We start from the raw sequence: 22013 nt of genomic DNA on the forward strand, positions 1-22013 counted from the left end.
CCTTAATTCAATCAGCCCATATATTCCGAATGACTAAAAAAACAATTTTATTGTCTCTATAAAAATAGGCTCCAAAGTTTAAAGTACAACGTCCTGATAACCTACCTCAGTTACTTCACCTTTCACAAGACAAAGGCCTAATCCATTTTCCATATCCCATGTACAGTCAAACGTAAGTCCGATATCAAGAAAGTCGATAAGGTCATTATCTGGAACAAAAATTCCAGCTAAGGTTATTTTTTCGAGAATTTGAGTAACTGTTTCTATTAAAGGATAATTTTCGTTAGATTCAACATCGTAACCAAGTTCATATCTTTTTTGTTTATAATAATCTAATATAGGCTCCAAAATACTTTGTTGTAATTGTTGCCATCTTTCTATTAAAAAATTATATGCCATATATTGTTCTTCCTCAAACTGACCATCATCTTCTCCCCTAACTATTAACGCCACCTTAACTTCGTTCCCAAAAAACTCAATGTTTTTATATCCAATCCAATCATAATTATTAAACTCAAGTTCGCCAAAAATTGCATCATTTATTTTCATTATATATATCTCCTTTATTGTTTACTAGCAAATCCATTTGGCATAAACGCTCCTGCATTGATTTCACCTACTCCACCAAGATGTCCAAATTTGCTGTTGATCTCTGTTGGTACAAGTTGCACTATCTTTACATCATTCAATTCATGCCAAGTTAACTTATTTGCACGTCGATATTTCTCTATTTGTTTCCATGTAATTCCACCAGATTCCATCCCAAACTTACGTGCTAATTCAGGAGAATTATTCAATTGCTCAGCCAATTTTTCATCAGCTTGAGTAAAATTAAGACGTCTTGCTGCTGATCCATATCCAGCAGTGCCACCTACCATGTAATTGATTTCTACCTGCGCCTTTGATACTGGCGAAAAATCAGGAACTCCATTTTTATATTGAATACCTTTAATCCCAGCTTCATCTAATATACGTTTCAATATAGGGTCTGGTGGTGGTTTAAGCGTACTTAAAGATTCTCCTCTGATTCCTTCAAATTCAACCTTCGAATTAACTGGTGAAGGTGTCTGATTATACCTTGCTTCATAAGAACTAGCAAAATCAGTTTGTCTAAAAGCAGGTGGAACTTCAGCCTCTCTATTACCCGTACCCTTAGCCACACTACCTTCCTTACTAACCCCTGAGCCACCACTACCCTTAGCAAGTTGATAAGCGTCATCCTTAGCTGCCGTACTTGCCTTTGAAAACTTTCCAGTTACTTCTCCAACAGTTGAATATTCTATATAAGGAAGCTTCACTCCCATTCCAGTATCTGCTACCCTAACTGCTACTGGAATGTTTGTGTTTTTCATAGCATCTAGTGCATTCTTCAAAGTCTTATTTTCCTTAAGCGATTGTACCACATTTTTACCCAAATTTGGATTAAAACCAGGCATTCCTTCTTTGAATTTTAATAATTTTGCTAAATCAGCTAATTCATTCGTGCCTTTGAATGCTTTTACTCCTTTTCCTACAGCTCCAACAACTGGGATTGCATCTAATCCGCCAAAAATGATGTTTCCTACCCGCTCTTCTTGGCTCAATTTCCTGTGTGTTCCCCAGTCTTCTCCGTCAATACCGCTTTTTATTTGTACAGCGCCGTATACAACTGCGGCAGCGGCCCCGAGTGGTGGGCAAAGGATTGTTGTGATGATGATTCCTGCGCCTATTCCTATGTCTCGCACCATTTCTAGTTTTTTCTGTTCATCTTCTATCGATTTGTATTCAAATCCTCGTGTGGATGGGACTACTTTCTTGTATTCTTCATAATTTAGTTTTGCATCTGGATTTTGTTTTTTTAGTTCTTTGTATTCCTCTCTCAGTACGTTATCAAATGCGGGTGAATCTTTAAAAATATCTTCTACTGTTATTTTATCTTTTTTTGTTTTTATTGTTTGTGGTACACTTCCGTACCCCGCGTGCGAGTCTGGTAATACTGTCGTTGTTGTGGAGCCAATTCGGTTATCTGTTTTGAAACTGAGAATAGATGTATCTCTCATTTTTTGAGCGAATTTATCCATTTCTATTAAAAAAGGTTTATCTATATGTTCAGAGACCAATCGCCCTGCTTCTCCGCAATATTTTTGTAATGTCGAATAGCTCTCGAGTAATTCCCCGATTTTTTGCGATTGATCTTTTGGGTTAAAATGTATACTACCATCCGTGTCTAAATCTCGTATTCTTCCATCAATTTTTTTTAATAATTCATTTGCGTCCCCTAATTTTATGAGTGCATCTTTTGTAATTCGATTCATACCATCTCCCATGTTTTGCCATGGTTCAGGTCTATATTTCACATCCATTTCGTTTTCATCCCCCAGCCGTATGGTGATTTCTACAACTTACTTAATATTTCACGTAATTGTTCGTCCTTTTCAAGCATTTCTACACATACGTTCCTTACAATTGTCGCCGACCTAGAATAGTGTTCAGCAAATTCAAGTGTTTTGTGTAATATATCAGGATATTTTTCAATTACTCTCATCGCTTCACCTTTTTGATAAAAATCACAGCTTAATAAACTCTCAATATTCGTTCCAATGACGTCTACATGGATTGTATATATGTTTTCTAACTTCATTACTATATCAAGTAGTTCTTGAAAATTAACTAATACTTCTTCTCCACCACTAGAACCGCCATCTCCCATTGATACTTGCATTATTCAATACCTCCTAACGAGAATTGTCTCGGATCAATTAATTTTTTATACGGCATTTTTAACACGTCATACAATTTCTTATTCACCGCATAGAGGCTCACCCAGTCATATCGATTACGTTCTACATCTATTTGAACGTAATCTTCTCCTTCAGTGAAATATAAGAAACATTCCCATTTTCCTCCTCTATTACTCCGAGGCCTTGTATACGTTTCCATCGCTATAACGTCTTTATTTGATAAATCTTTTTCCTCAAATATTTGTTGTTCTGTTTCTGTCATTCTCTTTGAGAAAAATGTATCTTCTATTTCCCTCGGTTCTCTCAACAAGAACGGGATGCGTGTTAATAAGGAAAAATATACGTCTGGCTTTGGTATGTAGTCGATCTCGTATTTTTTATTTAGCTCTACTTCTGTTAATACAGCCACTCGATCTTTATCATGTTTCAAAAAACCAATTAATACATTATTAATTCTCGTGTATTCATGACAATTTTCATATTCCTTTAATAGCTCAATCAATTGAAAAGCTGCAGGGGTAATTCCATTTTCACTTGTAAGTAAGCCTTTTTCTTCTAAACTCGTAGTTGCTTTCGTGACACATTCTTCATCAAGTAAAATAATTACGTCACGGTTTGGCAATCCAAATATATCCGTAACCCCCGCTGCACCTGCGAGAACGTATAATTCAGCAGGTGCAAAATTCATTTCTTTTCCCATTCTTTTATCCCTCATTTCTCCATCACAACTGTTTTATCGCCCTTACTTCCGATCTATCTCCGTACGTTTGAATACTTTTATCTAACTCTTTCAAAGCTTTCGTATGTCCTTCAAATGCCTCTACCATTTCTGAGTTATATTGAATGATTAAATCTAGATAACTTAAAAAGGCATCTCTCGTTTTTCCATTCCAGTTCGCACATGTAACGTATGCTTTTAAATTTTTCGCTTGATTTAAAGAATCCTTCATACCGTTCTCTATGTTTTGTGCGTAAGAAATGGCACTTGCAGTGTTACTTCCTATAATTTCAACCTCTTTACCACTCATGTTGATTCCCCCATTCTTTGTATGCTTAATGGATAAGTTTTTCAATTTCCTTTTTCTTTTCTTCAAAAGCCTTGGTCGCTGCAGCATATGCTGACGCTTTTTCTGCTTCTGCTTTCGCTTTATATTCCAAATACTTTGCATAAGCTGTACCTATCGCAGATCCAACATCGCTTAATTCACTTTTAAAGTAGGATAATACTGTATGTAAGTCTTCATCCTTTTCATGACGTTTTTGTTCAAATTCAACTGCCGGAATTTTATTAGCTTCTAAGCCATTACTTTTACTCTCATAATCTCTCTTCGCTGATTCAGCATCTTGAATGAATCGTTTTAACTCTCTTTCTTGATCTTTTAAATAATCATGTAATTTATCATACTGATCTCGTTTCCTCGCGCTTTCTGTAAAACCCGATGCATTTAAAAAAGCATTATACAATTCATCTAACATCTTTCTCCCCCTTTATTACAATAACTACGTAGTTAAATTCGTATATTTAAACATGAATATTCATTACATTGAGAATTTATAAATAATTATTTTTGCATATTGCTATTTTATCAAAGGGGTTTTAACATTTCCATATTTTATAAAAAGCTTTCGCATTTTTCTTCAATTAAATAGCAATGAATATTTATCATCTAAAAATTATAGTTTCATATAGATTATTGAAATTTTATCCACATTAAGGAAATGAATGACAAATAACCATCATTTACATGTTATAATTACGATGTGTACATTTAGCTGCATTAGATGTATATGTGTAATACGTATATTTAATAAAGTTAAATTAAACTGGGGAGGCTTTCGCAAATGGGCAAGAAAACAAGCAAAGCTAAAAAAATTTTGGGATTCGTGATCACCACAGCACTAGCAACTACAATGATGGTAGGCACAGCAAACGCACAAACAACTACGAATAACTATAAAGTAGCTGGCAATGCGAACACTGTATTTACAGATGTACCAAAGGACCACTGGTCAAAAGATGCTATTGATTACTTAGCGTCAGCAGGACTTTTTAACGGATATGGAAATGGAAAATTTGGTTTTGGGGATAATATTACTCGAGGCCAGGTAACTTCTTTAATCGCTCGTCATTTAGGTTTAACAGCAAACAATGAACAGAGCAATATGTTTAACGATATTAAAAATCATATGTTTGAAAAGGATATTAAAGCTATTGTACAGGCTGGAATTATGACGGGTGATGGAACAGGTGCTTTTCGTCCAGATGATGCATTAACTCGTTATGAAATGGCAGTAGTATTACAAAAAGCATTTCAATTACAATCAAAAGGACAAAGTAACTTTAAAGATGTACCTCAAGATCATTGGGCCTATGCATTTGTAAATACACTACGTAGTAACCGAATATCCTACGGTGATGAGGCAGGTAATTACAATGGCAACATGCTTGTGAAACGTGAGGAGTATGCACAATTTTTATATAATGCAATAGCAAAAAACAGAGATTATAATTTCAACATCAATACAAAAGAAGAAATGAAACAAATGTTAACAACAGCTTTACAAGATGGGACGTTTGGTCCATTTAAATTAAATGCATTGGGTAAAGATATATCTGAGGTAAAAAAAGAATTTGGAGTACCTGATGTTTGGAAGCAAGCACCATGTACAGAATGTGATGCACCTAATACAGCAGTATACGGAAATTATTATATTGATATGTACCCTTCGGACGCTAGATATATATGGGTGAAAATGGATATATCTATCAAGGAATTAAAAGAGTGGTTTGGTGAGCCAGATGAAATTGGAGCGGATATGACTAGTGAAGGCTTTATATATAATCGAGGAAGCTATTCTCTTTACTTCAGCTTCTCTGATGGTTATATTCAACGCGCTGAAATATCTAAAAGTGAACATCATTAATACGTTACAAGCAATATAAAATATATAAAGCATAAAAAAATCCTTCAAGAACGTGCCTTTTCTTGAGGGATTTTATTTTGTTTCTATCTATTTAACATAATACAAAGCTGTAAAACTACTACTGATTAAAGTTCCACTTTATTTTTCTTAGTGCTCCGCATTCCATTCACTTAAATACGTTGCATATTCTAGTTCATCTGGATCATCATATAACATAGAAATAAACTCTAATTTATTTCCATCACAATCTAGAAAATATACGCTTGCAGCTGGCATCCACCTTTGGACAATTGGCTCTTGATTTCCTTTCCCCTGACTCCCTACCACCTCTATTCCACGCTTCTCTAACCACAATTTGGAAGTCTTTAAAAACTCTACATCTACACGAAAAGCGAAGTGTTTCATCTCGAAATCTTCATTAGTATGTACTTCCCATAATCCGAGCATTTGTTTTTTATTTTCTCCTACCCAAAAGAACGCAACTCGTCTTTTCGATAGTTTTTTTGCGAATACTAAACCTAACTTATTTTGATAGAAATCTATCGCCTTTTCTAAATTTCTTACATGTAAATGAGTTTCATATATGCTTTGTATCATTATATATTTCTCCCTCCTTTCTAATTTTTTTAAAATATGTTTTGTTTTTATCATACAAATTAATATATTTTTAAACATCCTACTTTTGTATAATTGTTCTTTCCTTCAAATGTATAGGTATCCAGCTCTATAACTGATGTCCCAATCCTAAAATTCAATATATTCACCATCCTTAAATTTACATTTTTATGTAGTTAGTTTCTCTCTATACTACCTTCACTAACAAGGATCTCTAGCTAAGCCTTTCATTGTTCAGTAAAAAAACAAGCCGTCCAACTCAAATGAATTGGATGGCTATTTGTTATGAGATTACTTCAATTTCCCCTCAAAAACAATTTTTCTACCACACGGTTCAACTTCTGTTTTTCCGTCTTTCTTTACTTCATGAAAGATTGGCTCTTCCATGCGACGAGACGGTGCATATCCTTCTTGTTCCATACGCGCTAAGCAGTCTGTAATTGTTTCGTTTTCGAGTACTTCAAATTTCTTTTTATTAGGTTGTTTTGTCATGCCCTAACCTACTTTCTATTTTTCTTGATGCGAATTGATTCTTCATGTAGACCATATATACCATTGCGAGAATTCCCATTATAATCATAACCGCAATAAAAAAGCTTGTATACTGTATTTTTTCTATAAATATGCCTCCTAATACAGGTCCCATAATACTTCCTATACTAAAGGCGATTCCGGATAATATATTACCTGCTGGTAGTAAGTGTCTCGGTAATAAATCTGTCATAAATCCAAGCCCTAGTGAGAAGCACGAGCCAATGACCATACCTGCTATAAGCATACATGCAAAGACAATCCAGTAATATTGATCAAATACTGCTGCGATTAGGAAAATGCCCGTACTTACGCTGAACGTCCACGTTAAAATATGATCTCTTCCGTATTTATCACTTAATATACCGAGTGGAATTTGTGTAATAATGCCCCCAACTGCGAATGCTGGTAATAAGAAGGAAACTTCCGATACAGACCATCCTTTGCGAAGTGCGTATACTGGTAAGTTACTATTTAACATCGCTTCAAGTACGCCGTATGCGAGCGGACCAATTAGCGCAATCCAAGCTAATCCAACGACTTGTTTATAACGAGAAAAGGATGATTCACTTTCAGTTTTTGCCTCATCTTGTGCTGGAAATGCATTTTTCGTTGGTAGTAGTAAAAGCCATCCTATTAAGCAAAGTATAGTAGATACGATAAATGGTGTTGCAAGACCGTACTGAACAGTGCTTGCTAAATACGGGCCAACTGCGAAACCAATTCCGAAGAATACACCGTATATCGATACTTGTCTACCTATTTTACTAGGATCTGACGTTGTCGTAATCCACGTTTGCGTTCCGACATGGAGCATATGATCTCCAACACCAACTAGGAACCTAAGAATAAACCATACCCAAAATGAAAATGTTTGTGTAAAAAAGAATAATGAAATAATAACGAGAAACCCACCAATTACGATAATTGGTTTCATTCCAAACTTTTGCATCGGTTTTTCAAGAAACGGTGAAATAAATAATATCCCGATGTATAATGCCGTCGCATGAATACCGTTAATACTTGAACTAACCCCTTCTTGTTCAAAAATCATTGCGATGGCAGGTAAGAGCATCCCTTGTGATAAACCTGAGATTGCCACAATCCCAACCATAATCCAAAATGTAAAACGCATTGACATCCCTAATCTCTCCCTTTTGTAATTCACCACACTCATTATATATTGTTTACTGTGGAATAAGAAAGAACTAGTGGCTGAAATAATTTTGGTTTTCCCACAAAAAAGAAGCTAGATACATTTAATCTAACTTCTTCCTCAACCTACTTATCTTCTAACCAATCCTCAACATGTTTTATAAATACATCTAAACAATCTATAAACGGTGAGTGTCCGCAATCTTCTAATATCTTCAACTCTGCATTTGGCAAATGTTTTGCTAATTCCTCACCGACTACTTGCGGTACGACGTAATCTCTGTCACCTTGTATGACGAGTGTTGGAGCTTTAATATGATGAATTTGCTTATTTCCCTCTACAACCCCGTTATGTTCATCCGAAATATTAAATGTAATGAGCGCATAATTCACATCAACGAAATTGCGCTGCGTTAACATATCATTTAAATACTTTTCATAACGATCCGGTTCAGGTTGATTATGTGTATATATTAATAGGTTCCATACTGTACGGTAATATACTTTATTCATATTTTTTATCGCATCTAGCACTGGAGCAATTTGTACGGGATCTTGCGCGATTTCTTCTTTCGTCTTTACTAAACTTGATACGATCGGTTGCCCGTTAATATCTTTTTTAAAGATTGGATATCCCTTCATTCCCACTGATTCTACTAAAATCAACTTTTCGACAAATGTTGGATGATTCGCTGTAAATTGCATCGCAACACCACCACCCATTGACCATCCCATTAATGAAAATTTCTTCAAATTTAATTTATCTATAAAAAGTTTCACATCTTCTGCAAAGTCTTGCAAAGAATCTATCGGCTTATTATACGTTGATTGTCCAAATCCTCTTAAATCAATTGCGTAAATATGATATTGATTTTGTAGTTTCTCAATAACTAAATCAAAGTGTTGTGACGACGTCATATTTCCATGAATGAGCACGAGTATTTCTTCATTTTGCCTTCCAACTTCTTGATATGCAATCGTTTCTCCGTTCGATAGTGAAACATACTCCATTGTTGCAGGCTTAATCATCACAAGTTCCCCCATTCTTTTAATAGAAAGAAAATTCTTTACTTAATTAAAGAATACCATACAGAATGTACGTTCTCAATATAAAATCTATACGAAATTCCCACATAAAACAACATGTCTATTACTAGACAATTAAAATAAAAGGGTATATAGTTAGCTAGGTAACTAATTTGAAAGGATCAAAATACATGGACGAAAAACAACATTTTTTCCACATTGTCAGTCAAACTTCTCGTAAGTTTACGAAGAAATTTAATGAACGTGTATCTCCAACAGGATTATTTAGTGCGCAATGGGCTGTTATTTTCCGCATTAATCAAACTGGATCTTGTACTCAAACAGAATTATGTCAGTATTTAAATGTTGAATCACCAACGATGACCCGCACGTTAACACGTATGGAAACGATGGGCTGGATTATACGTACGGAAGGAAAAGATCGCCGTGAGAAGCTCATTTCCTTATCGGAAACAGCAATAGAAATGATTCCAGTATGGCAAGAAGAAGTTGATTCCTTTGAAGAAAAGACGCTAGAAGGTATTAAAGAAGAAGACTTACATGAAGCTTTTCAATTGTTACAACAAATTATCAAAAATTTAGATCATTAATATGGAGGGATGACGATGCAAAGTGAAAAACTTTGGACGAAGGATTTCCTCGGAACTTGTTTTAGTAGTCTGTTTCTCTTTTTAACATTTTACATGCTTATGACTACTCTGCCCGTCTACGTTATAGACGGCCTAAAAGGAAAACCTGAGGAAATTGGTTTAGTTGCAACTGTTTTTCTTATTTCATCTGTTTTATGTAGACCATTCACAGGAAAATGGCTCGATGAATTAGGAAGAAAGAAAATTTTATTTATTTCACTTTCATTATTTTTAGCCGCTACTGTTATGTATTTCGGTACGCAAAGTTTATTTTTATTACTTGCCCTTCGCTTCTTACATGGTATTGGGTTTGGGATGGCAACAACTGCAACTGGTACGATTGTAACAGATGTTGCACCAGCTCATAGACGAGGCGAAGCACTTTCATATTTCGGCGTATTTATGAGTTTGCCAATGGTAATTGGTCCTTTTCTAGGCTTAACTATTATCTCTCATTTTTCGTTTACTGTATTATTTATCGTTTGTTCCTTATTTTCATTACTTGCATTTTTATTAGGATTACTTGTAAATATTCCGCATGAAGCACCAGTAAGTAAACAAAAACGAGAAAAAATGAAATGGAAGGACTTACTTGAACCATCTTCTATTCCGATCGCTCTAACAGGATTTGTTTTAGCCTTTTCTTATAGTGGTATTTTATCCTTTATTCCTATTTATGCAAAAGAACTCGGTTTAAGCGAAATTGCAAGTTACTTCTTTATTTTATACGCACTTGTTGTGGTAATTTCTCGTCCATTTACAGGAAAGCTTTTTGATCGCTTCGGTGAAAATGTACTTGTTTATCCAGCTATCATTATTTTCACAATCGGGATGTTCATTTTAAGCCAAGCGCAAACTTCATTTTGGTTCCTTGGCGCAGGTATGCTAATCGGTTTAGGTTACGGAACATTAATTCCAAGTTTCCAAACGATTGCGATTTCTGCCGCTCCAAACCATCGACGTGGTTCTGCGACAGCTACGTACTTCTCATTCTTTGATAGCGGTCTCGGCTTTGGCTCTTTTATTTTAGGTATAGTCGCAGCTAGGTCAAGTTATCATAATATGTATTTTATCGCAGCTATTATCGTTGCGTTCACTTTACTACTTTATTATGGATTACACGGACGAAAACAAAAATTCAAAAAGCAAAGCACCGATGGACAAATATCTGCTTAACATTCATAAGGAAAGTAAACTTATCCGTTTACTTTCCTTATTTTGTATTTCTTTCAAGACGAGCGTATACTTATAATAGAAACTAAAGGAGGTACCTATATGAAATTTAAAAAATCTCCCCTACTCTTACTTATGCTAACAGTGATATTTGGAATTACAGGGCTTGGTTTTACATACTTCAAACATAATAAAACGACCCCCTCGAAAAATAACGTGACGAAGGAAAACTGGTTAGACGATCCTTACTTACGCTGGTCGTATACACATATGAAAGAATTCACTTTAATAAATGAAGTAAAAAACAACCCTGACCAAGTTGCTCCCTTCCCTACCACGTTACAAAACTTAGACGCTTTTGTTGTCCAACGTAGATTTGGAAATACAACTCCTCTAAAAAAACTTTTAGACGAAAACAAAACAGACGCTTTTGTCGTGGTACATAATGATCAACTTGTTTATGAACGATATTTCAATGGATATAACGAGAGTGATCCTCATGGAATGGCATCGTTAGCAAAAGTGTTTACTGGTGCAATCATACAATCTCTCGCTGAAGAAAATCTTATTGATGTAAAGAAAACAGCTGACACTTACATAAAAGAATTAAAAAACACACCGTTCGGAAAAGCAACACTTCAGCAATTAATGGACATGCAAGTTTCTGCACAGTACCCTACTCATGGATATATGCAGCTAGGACTAGAAAATCAAGATGCACAACTATATTTGGCTAGTAATATTTTGCCCCGAGGTAAAAATTACGAGGGGCCTATGAAAATTTATGATATGTTACTAGAAGCAGAAGAAACTGCACCACCTGGCTCCGCTTTTTCTTACAATAACGGCTCAAGTGAAACACTCGCTTGGATTATCCGAACAATCACAGGAAAATCATTAGCTGAAAATGTAAGCGAGCAAATTTGGTCTCAAATTGGGATGGAAGAAGACGCTTATTACGTTACAGATGAAACAAAAGTAGAACAAGCAAGCGCCGGTTTAAATGCAACTGCTAGGGATATGGCTAGATTCGGGCAATTACTTTTAAATAATGGTCAATATAATGGAGAACAAATCGTCCCTTCTTCTATTACAGAAAGTGTGAAAAATGTACAAGAAGATGAGCTCGCCATTGGCAGCGGCGCTTCAATTTCTTATCATAATCAATGGTGGATTCCGCACAATGAACAAGGCGCTTTCGAAGTGTTAGGCAGTTACGGACAAACGCTTTACATCGATCCGACAGCAAATATGGTAATCGTCCACTTCTCTTCTAACGCTGCGCCTAGTAATGAAATCCATTCGGTTTATTCCGATATGTATATTGATATTGCACATCATTTGGAAAAGCTTCCACAGTAGTGGAGGCTTTTTTTATTTACCCAAATCCTATTCCAGTTATCACTTGGTTATTAGAAGTTGCCGAAAGAATTACTATTCAAACCACGCCTAAAGCCTATTTATTTTGATAATATTTTATAAATTTGAAAAGACTAGTGCTTAGGAAAGGAGGGATTGCGAATGTCTGTGAAAAAACAATTAACTGTATTGATTATTTCACTTGCGATGATTGTAGTGATGACTACTTTAGGTTCGCTCCGTGTATTTGCCGAATCCGACGCTGTGAGACAGCCTATTGAGGTTGAATTGAATGATGATTACTTTAATCCGAGTACCATCACTGTTCCGGTTGGGAAAACGACAACGTTGCTATTAAAAAACAAAGGAAATAGAGAACATACCTTTACGGTGAAAAAACTCGGAATTGACGCCGAAGTCCCGTCAGGAAAAGAAATAACAATTACCGTAAAACCTGAAACTCCCGGTACATATGAACTAATATGTAGGTTCCACTACTTGAAAGGAATGGATGGAAAAGTAATCGTCAAATAACAAGCAGTACCGACCGATCCTTACTTTTTTATAAAGTGAAACTTAAATTCACGGGGGTGTCCCTCCCCCCGCAGATTATTAGCTCTCACTAATCAGTTTTTTACGTGCAGCATAAAATCGTTATGTTGTCGTAGCGTACGAAATTTGTGTTTTGTTGGTGCTACCCCATGCCCATCAAGCTAAAATTTTATAGTACCCCCGGAACGAAATTTTGTACTAACGTGTAACAAAATACTCTTATAGGGCTGGTGATTTATGAAATTTCAGCTCGTTTTTTCGTTTTGGGGAACAATTAGTTTCTTAAGTTAATGGGTATGGGCTGAATCCCATAAACTTTCATTGGTAGATAAGTCAAGGACTGTCCCGTAGCAGAAGCAGTTAAGTTTTTTTCTAATTCAAATCCTTCAACTGGTTCGATACAAGAAAACTTTTGTAAGAATACCTCTAATACAATTTTCATTTCTAATCGTGCAAGGGGTGCACCTAAACAAAAATGTGGACCACTTCCGAAAGTTAGGTGCTTTTTATTATTTGAGCGATGAATGTCTATAGAAAAAGGATCGCTATACATGTTTTCATCCATATTGGATGCACTCATCCAAGCAATGACTACGTCACCTTTTTTTAACTCAATTCCTAATAGATTATTATCTTTTTTGACCGTACGATCCCTTCTTGAAATATGAAAGCGATATCGAAGCATTTCTTCAATGGCTTTAGGGACTAGGCCTATATCCTTTCTTAGTGTTTCATATAATGACTTGTCATCATAAAGCAATGAATAGAATGTATTGGCTATTGCGTGACTAGTTGTTTCAATACCTGCCCCTAAAAGTAACATAGTTGTTTGTACAATCTCATTATCCGTAAGTTTTTCCCCATCCACTTCAGCTCGAATCAAATCAGAGATAATATCATCACAAAGGTTCGAACGTTTTTGAACTACAATAGGATAAAGATATTCAAAATATTCTTTCGCTGCCTTTTGTTTTTGTTGTTCAAGGTCTTCTAACCTTTCTTTGTCGTATGGTTGGAACAAAATATCAACCCAATCTTTAAACTGACCTTGACCTTGTGCAGGTACGCCAAATAAATCGCCTATTACTAGAGCAGGTAAAGGGGATGCCAAAGCATCCACAATATTAATCGTAGAATTTTCTTGTATGTTTTCTACAAGCTCCGTTGCAATTTGTTGAATACGGGGTTCCCACTCTTTTAAACTGCGGGGAGTGAAAGCTGCTGCCAATAAGGACCGTACTTTTCGATGGTCAGGAGGATCAAGGAACGTAATCATTGTTATAGGTGAAGTGTTTTTTTGATTTTTATTATCACCGACAAAAATACCGCTTCTAGGCCCTTGACTTGAAAAGAATTCATAATTGGTTAACACCTGCTTAACATCTTCATACTTAAACGCATTCCATGTATTCGTTTCCTCGTGAAAATAAACAGAATGATTGTAAAGCATTTCTTTATACCACTTTAAAGGGAAAAATTCTTCAGTACGCGTCTGGAAATTAGGGATTTCTTGAATTGCAATAACCTCTTTTTTCACTGATATTCCTCCTTAAAAATACAAATTGTATAATTCAATCTATAAATAGTCATATTTGGAGTACGTCTCATTCCTAGCCAGCATAAGATAGAAGCGATTTACTCCAAATATGGTGACTAACAGTTGGTATAAATTTCTTCTTTTTGTTTCGGGAATTCAAATGGTTTTAATTTATTTTTAATTTCTCTGTAGTTACCATCTCTGCGGGAATGTCAGATTCTAATTCGGAAGCCTGTTTAACTTTCTTTATAAAGAAAGAAAGTATTAATCCGATGATGCCAATTCCAATGATGACAAGGTAAGCGTCATTAATCCCCTGTATAGATGCTTCTGTAACAAGCTCTTTTTGATTCAATCCTTTAGCTGCTGCGGTAGGAACCATATCCTGCAGATGTGATTTCGTACGGCTCGTCATCACTGTCACGAGAAGCGAAGTACCGACAGCACCGGCAACTTGACGAATCGTATTGCTTATTGCTGTTCCATGTGCATTTAACCGCTGTGGCAATTGATTTAGACCAGCAGTCTGAATCGGCATCATCATTAAGGCCATACCAATGCGACGCCCTGTTGACATGAGAATCAAATAGATATAACTAGTGGAATCCGTCAAGTTGATAAAACCCATTGTTGTAATAATGGTAATTGTCATTCCAGTAATAGCTAACCATTTCGCACCAAAGCGATCGAATAGCTTACCGGTAACTGGCATAAGGAATCCCATGACCAGCGCACCAGGAAGAAGCAGAAGACCCGACTCAATGGCTGTGAAACCACGCATATTTTGGAGGTATAACGGAAGTAACATCATATCTGCATACATAACCATAGTAATTGCGATATTAATTATTGTTGTTAAAGAAAACATATTGTATTTAAATACACGCAAGTCAAGCAATGGATTTTGTGATCTTAATTCCTTCCATGAAAAGAGGACAAGGGCTAAGATACCTACAGTAATCGTACCTGCTACCTCTATATCTGACCAGCCAAGGCTTCCGGCCTGGCTGAAACCATAAATTAATGCACCGAAACCAATGGTAGAGAGAATAACGCTTAGGATATTAAGTTTTGTCTTGATTCGGTCGGATACATTTCGGAGATAAATGAATCCGAGCACAATAACAAGGATAGCAAATGGAATCATTCCGTAAAACATCGTTTCCCATTTATAGTTATCAATAATGTATCCGGCAATTGTAGGACCAATTGCTGGCGCAAAAATGACGGCAAGCCCCACCATTCCCATAGCCGCTCCTCTCTTTTCGCGAGGGAAGAGGGTCAAAATAACATGCGTAAGCAATGGCATAATGATTCCTGCACCGGCTGCCTGAATCATACGTCCAGTTAACAAGACAGGAAATCCTGTTGCTACAGCCGAAACAATGGTTCCAGCTAGAAATATAAGCATGGAAGTTTGAAAGAGTTCACGTGTGGTAAACCGTTGCATTAAATATGCGGTAATAGGAATCAAGACGCCGTTTACTAGCATGTAACCGGTTGTTAACCACTGGGCTGTTGTAGCCGAGATCTTAAATTCAACCATAAGTTCAGGAGTAGCGACACTCATGAGTGTTTGGTTTAATGTTGCAAGAAAAGCACCTAAAATCATAATGAACATAATAGGTCCTTTTTTTATCGAATTTGGGACTGTTTTAGTCTGATTATGCAATTCTTTCATATCCTTTCTAATTTTAACGTAGACTTTTTTTACAAAGTGTTGAATAATTTACACTATATAAATTACATTATTAAAGATCATTATGACAACAGACAATTTCTTAATAACTGTCTATTAGTTATCACTTCTTATGCTTTCTGTTAATAAAGTCTAAGATAATAGACAGAACTTAGAATATTGTAAATTTCTAATTAATAGGAAAGGTGATTAGATATGAAAAACCATCCAAAGTCCCGTGTAGACCCTCGAATCATTCGTACACGCCAGTTAATAAAAGCGGCTTTAATAGATCTTCTACAAGAGATGGAAATTAGCAAAATAACAGTTAATAAAATTGCAGAACGTGCGACCATTAATCGTGTTACGTTCTATCTCCATTATCGTGATATTCATGACATGTTGGAGAAAATGGCACAGGAAATGGTCGAGGATATTGAAAAGATAATGATAAGCACGGAAAACCTCTCAGATTCCTCTGAGGATATAGAATGGTTAAAACTCGTAGACCTACTTGAGTACATTGCTGACAATGCTAAATTCTATAAAGTAGTTCTTGGTTCTAGGCGAACACCGATTTTTACAGAACGCTTGTTAAATACACTTTCAGACAAAATAACAGAGAGAACAGAAAGTCACCCCTTTCTCGTTACTAAAGACATTCCAAAAGATATTGTTATTTGGTACGGTTCTTCAGCTTTAATTGGAACAATTGTAAAGTGGTTACATAGGGACATGCCGTATACACCACAATTTCTTGCCAAGAAGTTGTATATACTTTTTAAATCAAGTAATAAAGAAGTTTGAGTTAGTGTGGATTTAAAATCACTTACATAAATCTGGAAGGTACAATTGCCTGGATCTATCGAATAAAAAATTCATTTACGCCATATAAAGTTACGTTAAATTCGTGGCGTTTGGCCCACACAAGATTAGCCAGCACTCATTACCAAAAACAAGAGGAAAATACAATGAAAAAACACTAATCTTATGTAAGGTTAGTGTTTTTTTATTGTTGATGACCTTTTTTATTTAGATACAACAAAACCAATAATACTGATAGTTAAAAATGTATAACCCATTAGTAGTAAATAAAATGGTTGTACAACCAACTAAATGTCCGCTTTTTATTATAGTCCGTTTAAAATGCTTATTGCGAGATTTGCTTCCATCGCTACACAGCCTCCAAGATTTGCACATTCAAATCTTGGCTATGATTACCGAACAGATGAATAAATTAGAAATAAAAGTAAGAATATGACCTGTTTCTACACTTATTTCGGCTTTACCCCATTAATAGCATAATCACACGTATTTGAGATAAAGATAATTGTTAGTATGATGTACTGAGATAGTCAGCAGAGGCTGATCACCCAGCTACAAATGAGTTGTTTATCAAAGATAAATCTGCAGTGCTCTAAGCGATTTATTTGTGTATGGGAAAGCAATCTACACATATAACTATCGATTATCCTGCGACAGGGCGGCTCACTCACCTCCACATGATTTGCAGTTTGCTGGTATATCTGTAATTTAGGAATATAAAAAACGCTCAAGGCGAACGAAAGGAATGAGTATAACTATGAATAAGCCCATCCAGATGAACAAATTGAATGCAATAAAAGAGGAATTGAGAAGGTTTATGCTGGTCTATAAATTTGCTTTGGATGAAATGAATACGAAAATAAATATTTTAAAAGAGGAGTTTCAGCATATTCACGATTACAACCCAATCGAACATACGACTTCACGCTTAAAATCGCCCGAAGGTATTTTTAAAAAAATATTAAGAAAAAACATCGAGTTATCTTTTTTAGCAATAAAGGAGCAAGTGAAGGATATTGCAGGTATTCGAATGACGTGTTCATTTAGATCGGATATTTACCGTCTAAGTGAGATGCTTTGCAATCAAAAGGATGTTGAGGTCATTGAATGTAAGGATTATATAAAAGAGCCAAAATCAAACGGTTATCAAAGCCTACACTTAATCGTGAAAGTACCAGTATATATGTCAGACAGAGAAGAAAGAGTTTGTGTAGAGATACAAATCAGGACGATTGCCATGGACTTTTGGGCTAGTTTGGAACACAAAATCTACTATAAATATAACCATTCAGTTCCCGAAAGACTCACGTCAGAATTAAAAGAAGCCGCTATAGTTGCGACTGAATTAGATTTAAAAATGGAAGCTCTTCACCACGAAGTACGCGAATTAAAATCAAGTGAAGAAGAGGGGCTAACCGAACTTCATCTCGCACAAAATCATTTTAACATTCCAATGCAGCTGATAGAAATGGTGAATAAAGCGATAAGTGAGAAGAAGTAAAGGAAGGAATTGTCCGTCAACTTAAGAAAACTAGTCATCCCAAATAGGAGAAAAATAAACTTTTATGCTATAAAAACACAAAATTTCCATTTTGGGGGGATTTAAAAGCTTAGGTTGATGGGCATGTGGTGCTACCCCTGTATGCCCTTTTCCTAGATAAAATGTTTCTACTTTTATATTTCCAAACTTCATATTTGTAATGTCCTTTAAATCCATAATTGGTTCTTCATAACCATTTTTCTTTGCTAGTGTAGCCGTTAGAGCTGTACTATGTACCTGAATCTCTTTTTCTTTTAACGTTTTAATTCCTCCAATTCGGTCTACATGAGCATGCGTTATAATTGCATCTGTTATCGGTTTATGAAATTTCTTTTCAATCATCTCTATTAATTCTTTTGTAAGCTTGTCATCCCAAGAAGAATCAATAAGCACTATCCCTTTTGAGGTGTTTAGAATTAAGCCATTTGAAGGTACTGCTTCCCCATTAAAATAAACCATTTCTGTATGGACCCATACATGGGAATTTAACTGAGAGATTGAAATAGTACCTTCTTGATTTTTAATTATCTTTTGCTCAACTTTCTCTGCAGCTTGCGCTGGGAATGCCGCACTAGCAAATTGACTTACTCCTAATAAACTTACACATAGACCTACTTTTAACATCATTTTTTTTCATTTTTATCATCCCTTTCTTGACATCTTACTTCTTTAAAAAAGCTATTACGCTTAATAGACAATACATAAAATAAATTTATTCCTGTATTTACAAAAAAATTAAGAACTTTTAAGATAGATTCTTACTAGGTGTTGACTTGGAATAAAATTTGATTAAAAATGATTTACGAAAATCCTGAAGCATCAAAACTGAATGAATCTCGATTTATTATGTTACTCCATCATCAAAATTAGAATCATTATTAAAAGTTATATGCTGTATAGGTATGTGAACGATTCGGGGTATGAAGAGCCATCCTTTAAATTAATTCCATGTATAAGGGTTACATAGCTAATGTTCACTATAAAATCCAACATAAGATCGATTATGTTGGGTTTTATGCAATTGCCTTTATATAATTTCATTGAAAATTAAACATTATTTATAGAATCTATAAAATCTATCAAATTGCCTATAACAGACATTCAAATTACATTTTTTGAAGTGTGGTCCCTGAAACCTATAATCATTCACGTACCCCTAGCAGATGACAGCACTCTCTCTTACGAAAGTAATCCTGTATCTCTTGCTTTTTGCACGGCTTCTTCTCGATTTTTGACTTCTAGCTTGTCATAAAGAGTAGAGGCATAATTTCTAACTGTGCCATTTGATAAGTAAAGTTTCGAAGCAATTGTTTTATAACGGATTCCTTGAGACAAAAGATTCAAAACCTCTAACTCGCGTTTCGTTAAGCCATACTCTTTTCCATCTGACTTCAATCCGACTGACTCTTCCTCATCATTTCCATCCCACATCTTATGGAACAAATCTTGGTCAATCATCGTGCCTCCCCGATAGATGAGGCGAATCGATTCAGCTAGTTCACGAGAATCTATGGATTTCAGCAAATAACCGTCAGCTCCATTTCGTATGATTTCCTTCGCCCTTTTGGTATCCTGAAACGTTGAAAGAATGAGGACACGAATGTCTGGCCATTTTCCCTTAATTATTTTGGTCGCACGAATCCCATTCAGATTGGACATCTCTAAATCCATTAATACTAAATCTGGTTTCAGTCTTTCACACAATTCTACAGCCTGTTCTCCATCTTCAGCCATTCCCACTACTTGCAAGCCATCCTGTCCATCCAAAATTGTATGAAGACTTTCTCGAATAAAAGAATGATCATCGACGATACACAAGCGGATTGGTTCATTGGACAATTGTACAAGTCTCGGTAACACACATGAAATTAACGTCCCTTCTCCTTTTTTGGAGTAAACAATAACTCTCCCTTGTAACTGACTCATGCGCTCTTTCATCGCAGTTAATCCGAAGCCATCCTTCCATTCCTCTCCCCCGCAGCCATTATCCTGCACATCCAATCTTATCTGTTGCGGCTCAAAATGAAGTGACACAATGATTTCGGTGGAGTGTCCATGGCGAACCGCATTTGTTAATGATTCCTGCAAGCTCCGGTACATTGTCAGTTTTGATTGCTTGGAGACCATATACTCTTCCCCTATTATTCGAGTACGTACATTTACTTTTGCATGCTTCTCAAATTCCTCTGTCAATTGTTGTAATGTGACAGTTAAGGAAAGCGATTCTTGTGGTAAGTCCATCTGATGTAAATACATTCTTACTTCTTCCATACTGTTACGGGCCAATTGTAATAATGAGTCGAGCTTTTGCTCTCCTTCTTTAGTCTTTAATTCCGTACGTAATGTTTCCATCCCCATAATAATTGAGGTATAAGAATGCCCCATCGTATCATGTAAATCTTTTGAGATCCTGTCACGTTCCTCCAGTAAAGTAATCCGCTCAACTTGAGATACGTACTGTTCCAATACATGCTTTTGGTTCCGAATCGTTTCACTTTGACGGTAATTGACAACTAGTAAACGAAAGGAAGAACCCACAGCAAAAGCCAGACCGATTTGTAGAATAATCCCCCATACATCTATTCCATGGGAAAATATTGCAATGAGCAACGGAAATAAAACAATTGTGATAGAAGCCGACCAACGGTATGATTTATGAGCACTATTTGCCGCAATCATAAAAGTCGGCATTAAAAAAGCAAGGTACGCTGACGGAAATAATAAAGTTAAGTAGAAGCATACTCCGCCAAATAAAATTATCTCAGTAAATAGATAATAGCGATAACTGAACATTAAACAAATCCATGGTATTGAAAATGAAGTGACTTCCCAAAGGATAATGACCCAAAGCGGTATAGTCAAATGGTCTCGGTGTTGGATAGTCGTTACCATCAATGATAGCCAAATGATAAAACGTATACAAAGTAATACCCAATCATACCAGAGCCATAGTTTCAAGGTCTTAAACAAATTATCACCCCTTAATAGCTTTGAACATGGAACGCGTGTACATTCCAATTGTTCGAACTAAGCTGTTTCCAATACAAATACATATCCAGATGAGAATACACCCAACAATCATGACAAAAATAGCCTTCTGCCATGAATTCACAACAATTCCCAATAAGTATATATCAAAATATTGAAAAAGCAATGGTGCTAAGGTAAATGCAAACGGAGCTACGTACAATATAACGGCACATATAAGGCTAATCACTCCAACAAAAGATTTTTGCATGAGCCAAAAAATAGCTCTCCAATTGCTACTATTAAGAATTGCCTCTCTCGCTTTAATCCATTTATCCCCTTCATTTTTTGTCATTGACAAGATTGGCTCTATCGATATACCCGTATAAACTTTCGTCTGAATGCGTTCATACTGGACAAACGTGTGAGTTGTTTGCAGCACCCATACCAACAAAGGAATACCTACGAAGATCACCGTCAGCACCAATGCAAATGTCATACTGACCAAATAAAAGAAAAAGTAAAATAATCCAGATCCAAAGGTAAACAACAAAAAGTAGAAATCTTGCAAGCTTTTTTGAACAGATTCTTTTGTCATTAGATTCTCTCCTCCATTTTCTTTTCTTTGCTAATACTCTATGAGTCGCCCTTCGATTCTAACTTTTCATCTGTCACGCACAGTAGTGTCAAAATGTCATAACTTGTAGGTCGTGGGTATAAAACTAGCCGTACTACGCTCTATTTTTTATGTCATGCATGA

22 protein-coding genes and 1 pseudogene are annotated in these 22013 nt (G+C 35.8%); 7 read left to right on the forward strand and 16 right to left on the reverse strand.

What is annotated here, in order from left to right; genetic code table 11:
* Positions 1-78 precede the first annotated feature (78 nt).
* Genes KPL75_RS02620 through KPL75_RS02645 form a run of 6 tightly spaced genes read right to left on the reverse strand, consistent with a single transcriptional unit; the run spans position 79 to position 4196 of the window.
* Entirely contained in the window at positions 79-549 is a 471-nt protein-coding gene (locus KPL75_RS02620; RefSeq protein ID WP_219919291.1) for a DUF6985 domain-containing protein, read from the reverse strand.
* A 14-nt stretch (positions 550-563) separates the two neighbouring features.
* On the reverse strand, positions 564-2342 hold the full coding sequence (locus KPL75_RS02625; RefSeq protein ID WP_219919292.1) for an HNH endonuclease: 1779 nt from the start codon (positions 2340-2342) through the stop codon (positions 564-566).
* Between the two features lie 32 nt (positions 2343-2374).
* Positions 2375-2701 carry a hypothetical protein gene (locus KPL75_RS02630; RefSeq protein WP_016105442.1) on the reverse strand — a complete coding sequence of 109 codons (327 nt, stop codon included), beginning with the start codon at positions 2699-2701 and terminating at the stop codon, positions 2375-2377.
* Entirely contained in the window at positions 2701-3420 is a 720-nt protein-coding gene (locus tag KPL75_RS02635) for a DUF5081 family protein (protein WP_219919293.1), read from the reverse strand. The genes KPL75_RS02630 and KPL75_RS02635 overlap by 1 nt, the downstream gene beginning before the upstream one ends.
* A 22-nt stretch (positions 3421-3442) precedes the next feature.
* Complete coding sequence (locus KPL75_RS02640; RefSeq protein ID WP_219919294.1) at positions 3443-3748, reverse strand: WXG100 family type VII secretion target; 306 nt, start codon at positions 3746-3748, stop codon at positions 3443-3445.
* Positions 3749-3773: 25 nt separating this feature from the next.
* Complete coding sequence (locus KPL75_RS02645; protein ID WP_219919295.1) at positions 3774-4196, reverse strand: hypothetical protein; 423 nt, start codon at positions 4194-4196, stop codon at positions 3774-3776.
* Positions 4197-4562: 366 nt separating this feature from the next.
* Between KPL75_RS02645 and KPL75_RS02650 the strand changes: the two genes are divergently transcribed.
* Positions 4563-5645: an S-layer homology domain-containing protein gene (locus tag KPL75_RS02650; RefSeq protein WP_219919296.1), complete on the forward strand. Its 1083-nt coding sequence runs from the start codon at positions 4563-4565 to the stop codon at positions 5643-5645.
* 147 nt (positions 5646-5792) lie between these two features.
* Here the strand turns inward: KPL75_RS02650 and KPL75_RS02655 are convergent, their stop codons facing one another.
* The 4 genes from KPL75_RS02655 to KPL75_RS02670 all read right to left on the reverse strand — a co-directional run bounded on the left by KPL75_RS02655 (position 5793) and on the right by KPL75_RS02670 (position 8990).
* Positions 5793-6242, reverse strand: a complete 450-nt coding sequence (locus tag KPL75_RS02655; protein ID WP_219919297.1) for a VOC family protein — start codon at positions 6240-6242, stop codon at positions 5793-5795.
* A 309-nt stretch (positions 6243-6551) separates the two neighbouring features.
* Positions 6552-6752 carry an NETI motif-containing protein gene (locus KPL75_RS02660; RefSeq protein ID WP_000166302.1) on the reverse strand — a complete coding sequence of 67 codons (201 nt, stop codon included), beginning with the start codon at positions 6750-6752 and terminating at the stop codon, positions 6552-6554.
* Positions 6736-7932 carry an MFS transporter gene (locus KPL75_RS02665; protein WP_219919298.1) on the reverse strand — a complete coding sequence of 399 codons (1197 nt, stop codon included), beginning with the start codon at positions 7930-7932 and terminating at the stop codon, positions 6736-6738. The genes KPL75_RS02660 and KPL75_RS02665 overlap by 17 nt, the downstream gene beginning before the upstream one ends.
* Positions 7933-8072: 140 nt before the next feature.
* Complete coding sequence (locus tag KPL75_RS02670; RefSeq protein ID WP_219919299.1) at positions 8073-8990, reverse strand: intracellular short-chain-length polyhydroxyalkanoate depolymerase; 918 nt, start codon at positions 8988-8990, stop codon at positions 8073-8075.
* 173 nt (positions 8991-9163) lie between these two features.
* Here KPL75_RS02670 and KPL75_RS02675 point away from each other — a divergent pair, with 173 nt between their 5' ends.
* The 4 genes from KPL75_RS02675 (at position 9164) to KPL75_RS02690 (ending at position 12688) form a co-directional block, all read left to right on the forward strand.
* Positions 9164-9583, forward strand: coding sequence for a MarR family winged helix-turn-helix transcriptional regulator (locus tag KPL75_RS02675; RefSeq protein WP_002013810.1), 420 nt, complete (start codon positions 9164-9166; stop codon positions 9581-9583).
* Between the two features lie 15 nt (positions 9584-9598).
* Entirely contained in the window at positions 9599-10798 is a 1200-nt protein-coding gene (locus KPL75_RS02680; RefSeq protein WP_219919300.1) for an MFS transporter, read from the forward strand.
* A 99-nt stretch (positions 10799-10897) separates the two neighbouring features.
* Positions 10898-12157, forward strand: coding sequence for a serine hydrolase domain-containing protein (locus KPL75_RS02685; protein WP_219919301.1), 1260 nt, complete (start codon positions 10898-10900; stop codon positions 12155-12157).
* A 159-nt stretch (positions 12158-12316) separates the two neighbouring features.
* A complete protein-coding gene (locus tag KPL75_RS02690; protein WP_219919302.1) occupies positions 12317-12688 on the forward strand; it encodes a cupredoxin domain-containing protein in 372 nt (123 codons plus the stop codon).
* A 292-nt stretch (positions 12689-12980) separates the two neighbouring features.
* Here KPL75_RS02690 and KPL75_RS02695 read toward each other — a convergent pair whose 3' ends face one another.
* Together KPL75_RS02695 and KPL75_RS02700 are read right to left on the reverse strand one after the other, a co-directional pair.
* Complete coding sequence (locus KPL75_RS02695; RefSeq protein ID WP_219919303.1) at positions 12981-14243, reverse strand: cytochrome P450; 1263 nt, start codon at positions 14241-14243, stop codon at positions 12981-12983.
* A 166-nt stretch (positions 14244-14409) separates the two neighbouring features.
* A complete protein-coding gene (locus tag KPL75_RS02700) occupies positions 14410-15864 on the reverse strand; it encodes a DHA2 family efflux MFS transporter permease subunit (protein WP_258237006.1) in 1455 nt (484 codons plus the stop codon).
* A gap of 273 nt (positions 15865-16137) precedes the next feature.
* Here KPL75_RS02700 and KPL75_RS02705 point away from each other — a divergent pair, with 273 nt between their 5' ends.
* Positions 16138-16728 carry a TetR/AcrR family transcriptional regulator gene (locus tag KPL75_RS02705; protein WP_219919305.1) on the forward strand — a complete coding sequence of 197 codons (591 nt, stop codon included), beginning with the start codon at positions 16138-16140 and terminating at the stop codon, positions 16726-16728.
* Between the two features lie 221 nt (positions 16729-16949).
* Here KPL75_RS02705 and KPL75_RS27790 read toward each other — a convergent pair whose 3' ends face one another.
* Positions 16950-17003, reverse strand: a complete 54-nt coding sequence (locus KPL75_RS27790) for a hypothetical protein (RefSeq protein ID WP_144489023.1) — start codon at positions 17001-17003, stop codon at positions 16950-16952.
* 560 nt (positions 17004-17563) lie between these two features.
* Here KPL75_RS27790 and KPL75_RS02715 point away from each other — a divergent pair.
* The gene (locus KPL75_RS02715) at positions 17564-18247 is read left to right on the forward strand and encodes a GTP pyrophosphokinase (RefSeq protein WP_258237035.1); all 684 of its coding nucleotides are present in this window, start codon (positions 17564-17566) and stop codon (positions 18245-18247) included.
* A 138-nt stretch (positions 18248-18385) separates the two neighbouring features.
* Here KPL75_RS02715 and bla read toward each other — a convergent pair.
* The 3 genes and pseudogenes from bla to KPL75_RS02730 form a co-directional block, all read right to left on the reverse strand.
* Positions 18386-18913: pseudogene (gene bla / locus KPL75_RS02720) on the reverse strand (metallo-beta-lactamase); the annotation flags it as partial.
* Between the two features lie 552 nt (positions 18914-19465).
* Entirely contained in the window at positions 19466-21256 is a 1791-nt protein-coding gene (locus KPL75_RS02725) for a helix-turn-helix transcriptional regulator (RefSeq protein ID WP_219919307.1), read from the reverse strand.
* Between the two features lie 4 nt (positions 21257-21260).
* Positions 21261-21851, reverse strand: coding sequence for a sensor domain-containing protein (locus KPL75_RS02730; RefSeq protein WP_219919308.1), 591 nt, complete (start codon positions 21849-21851; stop codon positions 21261-21263).
* Between the last annotated feature and the right edge of the window lie 162 nt (positions 21852-22013).

Source organism: Bacillus sp. NP247 (genome assembly GCF_018966865.1).
Taxonomy (GTDB): domain Bacteria; phylum Bacillota; class Bacilli; order Bacillales; family Bacillaceae_G; genus Bacillus_A.

Bases quoted from the DNA above. Each gene is read 5' to 3' on its own strand.
- KPL75_RS02620 (WP_219919291.1), bottom strand. From the start codon at position 549: ATGAAAATAAATGATGCAATTTTTGGCGAACTTGAGTTTAATAATTAT.
- KPL75_RS02625 (WP_219919292.1), bottom strand. From the start codon at position 2,342: ATGGATGTGAAATATAGACCTGAACCATGGCAAAACATGGGAGATGGT.
- KPL75_RS02630 (WP_016105442.1), bottom strand. From the start codon at position 2,701: ATGCAAGTATCAATGGGAGATGGCGGTTCTAGTGGTGGAGAAGAAGTA.
- KPL75_RS02635 (WP_219919293.1), bottom strand. From the start codon at position 3,420: ATGGGAAAAGAAATGAATTTTGCACCTGCTGAATTATACGTTCTCGCA.
- KPL75_RS02640 (WP_219919294.1), bottom strand. From the start codon at position 3,748: ATGAGTGGTAAAGAGGTTGAAATTATAGGAAGTAACACTGCAAGTGCC.
- KPL75_RS02645 (WP_219919295.1), bottom strand. From the start codon at position 4,196: ATGTTAGATGAATTGTATAATGCTTTTTTAAATGCATCGGGTTTTACA.
- KPL75_RS02650 (WP_219919296.1), top strand. From the start codon at position 4,563: ATGGGCAAGAAAACAAGCAAAGCTAAAAAAATTTTGGGATTCGTGATC.
- KPL75_RS02655 (WP_219919297.1), bottom strand. From the start codon at position 6,242: ATGATACAAAGCATATATGAAACTCATTTACATGTAAGAAATTTAGAA.
- KPL75_RS02660 (WP_000166302.1), bottom strand. From the start codon at position 6,752: ATGACAAAACAACCTAATAAAAAGAAATTTGAAGTACTCGAAAACGAA.
- KPL75_RS02665 (WP_219919298.1), bottom strand. From the start codon at position 7,932: ATGTCAATGCGTTTTACATTTTGGATTATGGTTGGGATTGTGGCAATC.
- KPL75_RS02670 (WP_219919299.1), bottom strand. From the start codon at position 8,990: ATGGGGGAACTTGTGATGATTAAGCCTGCAACAATGGAGTATGTTTCA.
- KPL75_RS02675 (WP_002013810.1), top strand. From the start codon at position 9,164: ATGGACGAAAAACAACATTTTTTCCACATTGTCAGTCAAACTTCTCGT.
- KPL75_RS02680 (WP_219919300.1), top strand. From the start codon at position 9,599: ATGCAAAGTGAAAAACTTTGGACGAAGGATTTCCTCGGAACTTGTTTT.
- KPL75_RS02685 (WP_219919301.1), top strand. From the start codon at position 10,898: ATGAAATTTAAAAAATCTCCCCTACTCTTACTTATGCTAACAGTGATA.
- KPL75_RS02690 (WP_219919302.1), top strand. From the start codon at position 12,317: ATGTCTGTGAAAAAACAATTAACTGTATTGATTATTTCACTTGCGATG.
- KPL75_RS02700 (WP_258237006.1), bottom strand. From the start codon at position 15,864: ATGTTCATTATGATTTTAGGTGCTTTTCTTGCAACATTAAACCAAACA.
- KPL75_RS02705 (WP_219919305.1), top strand. From the start codon at position 16,138: ATGAAAAACCATCCAAAGTCCCGTGTAGACCCTCGAATCATTCGTACA.
- KPL75_RS02715 (WP_258237035.1), top strand. From the start codon at position 17,564: ATGCTGGTCTATAAATTTGCTTTGGATGAAATGAATACGAAAATAAAT.
- KPL75_RS02730 (WP_219919308.1), bottom strand. From the start codon at position 21,851: ATGACAAAAGAATCTGTTCAAAAAAGCTTGCAAGATTTCTACTTTTTG.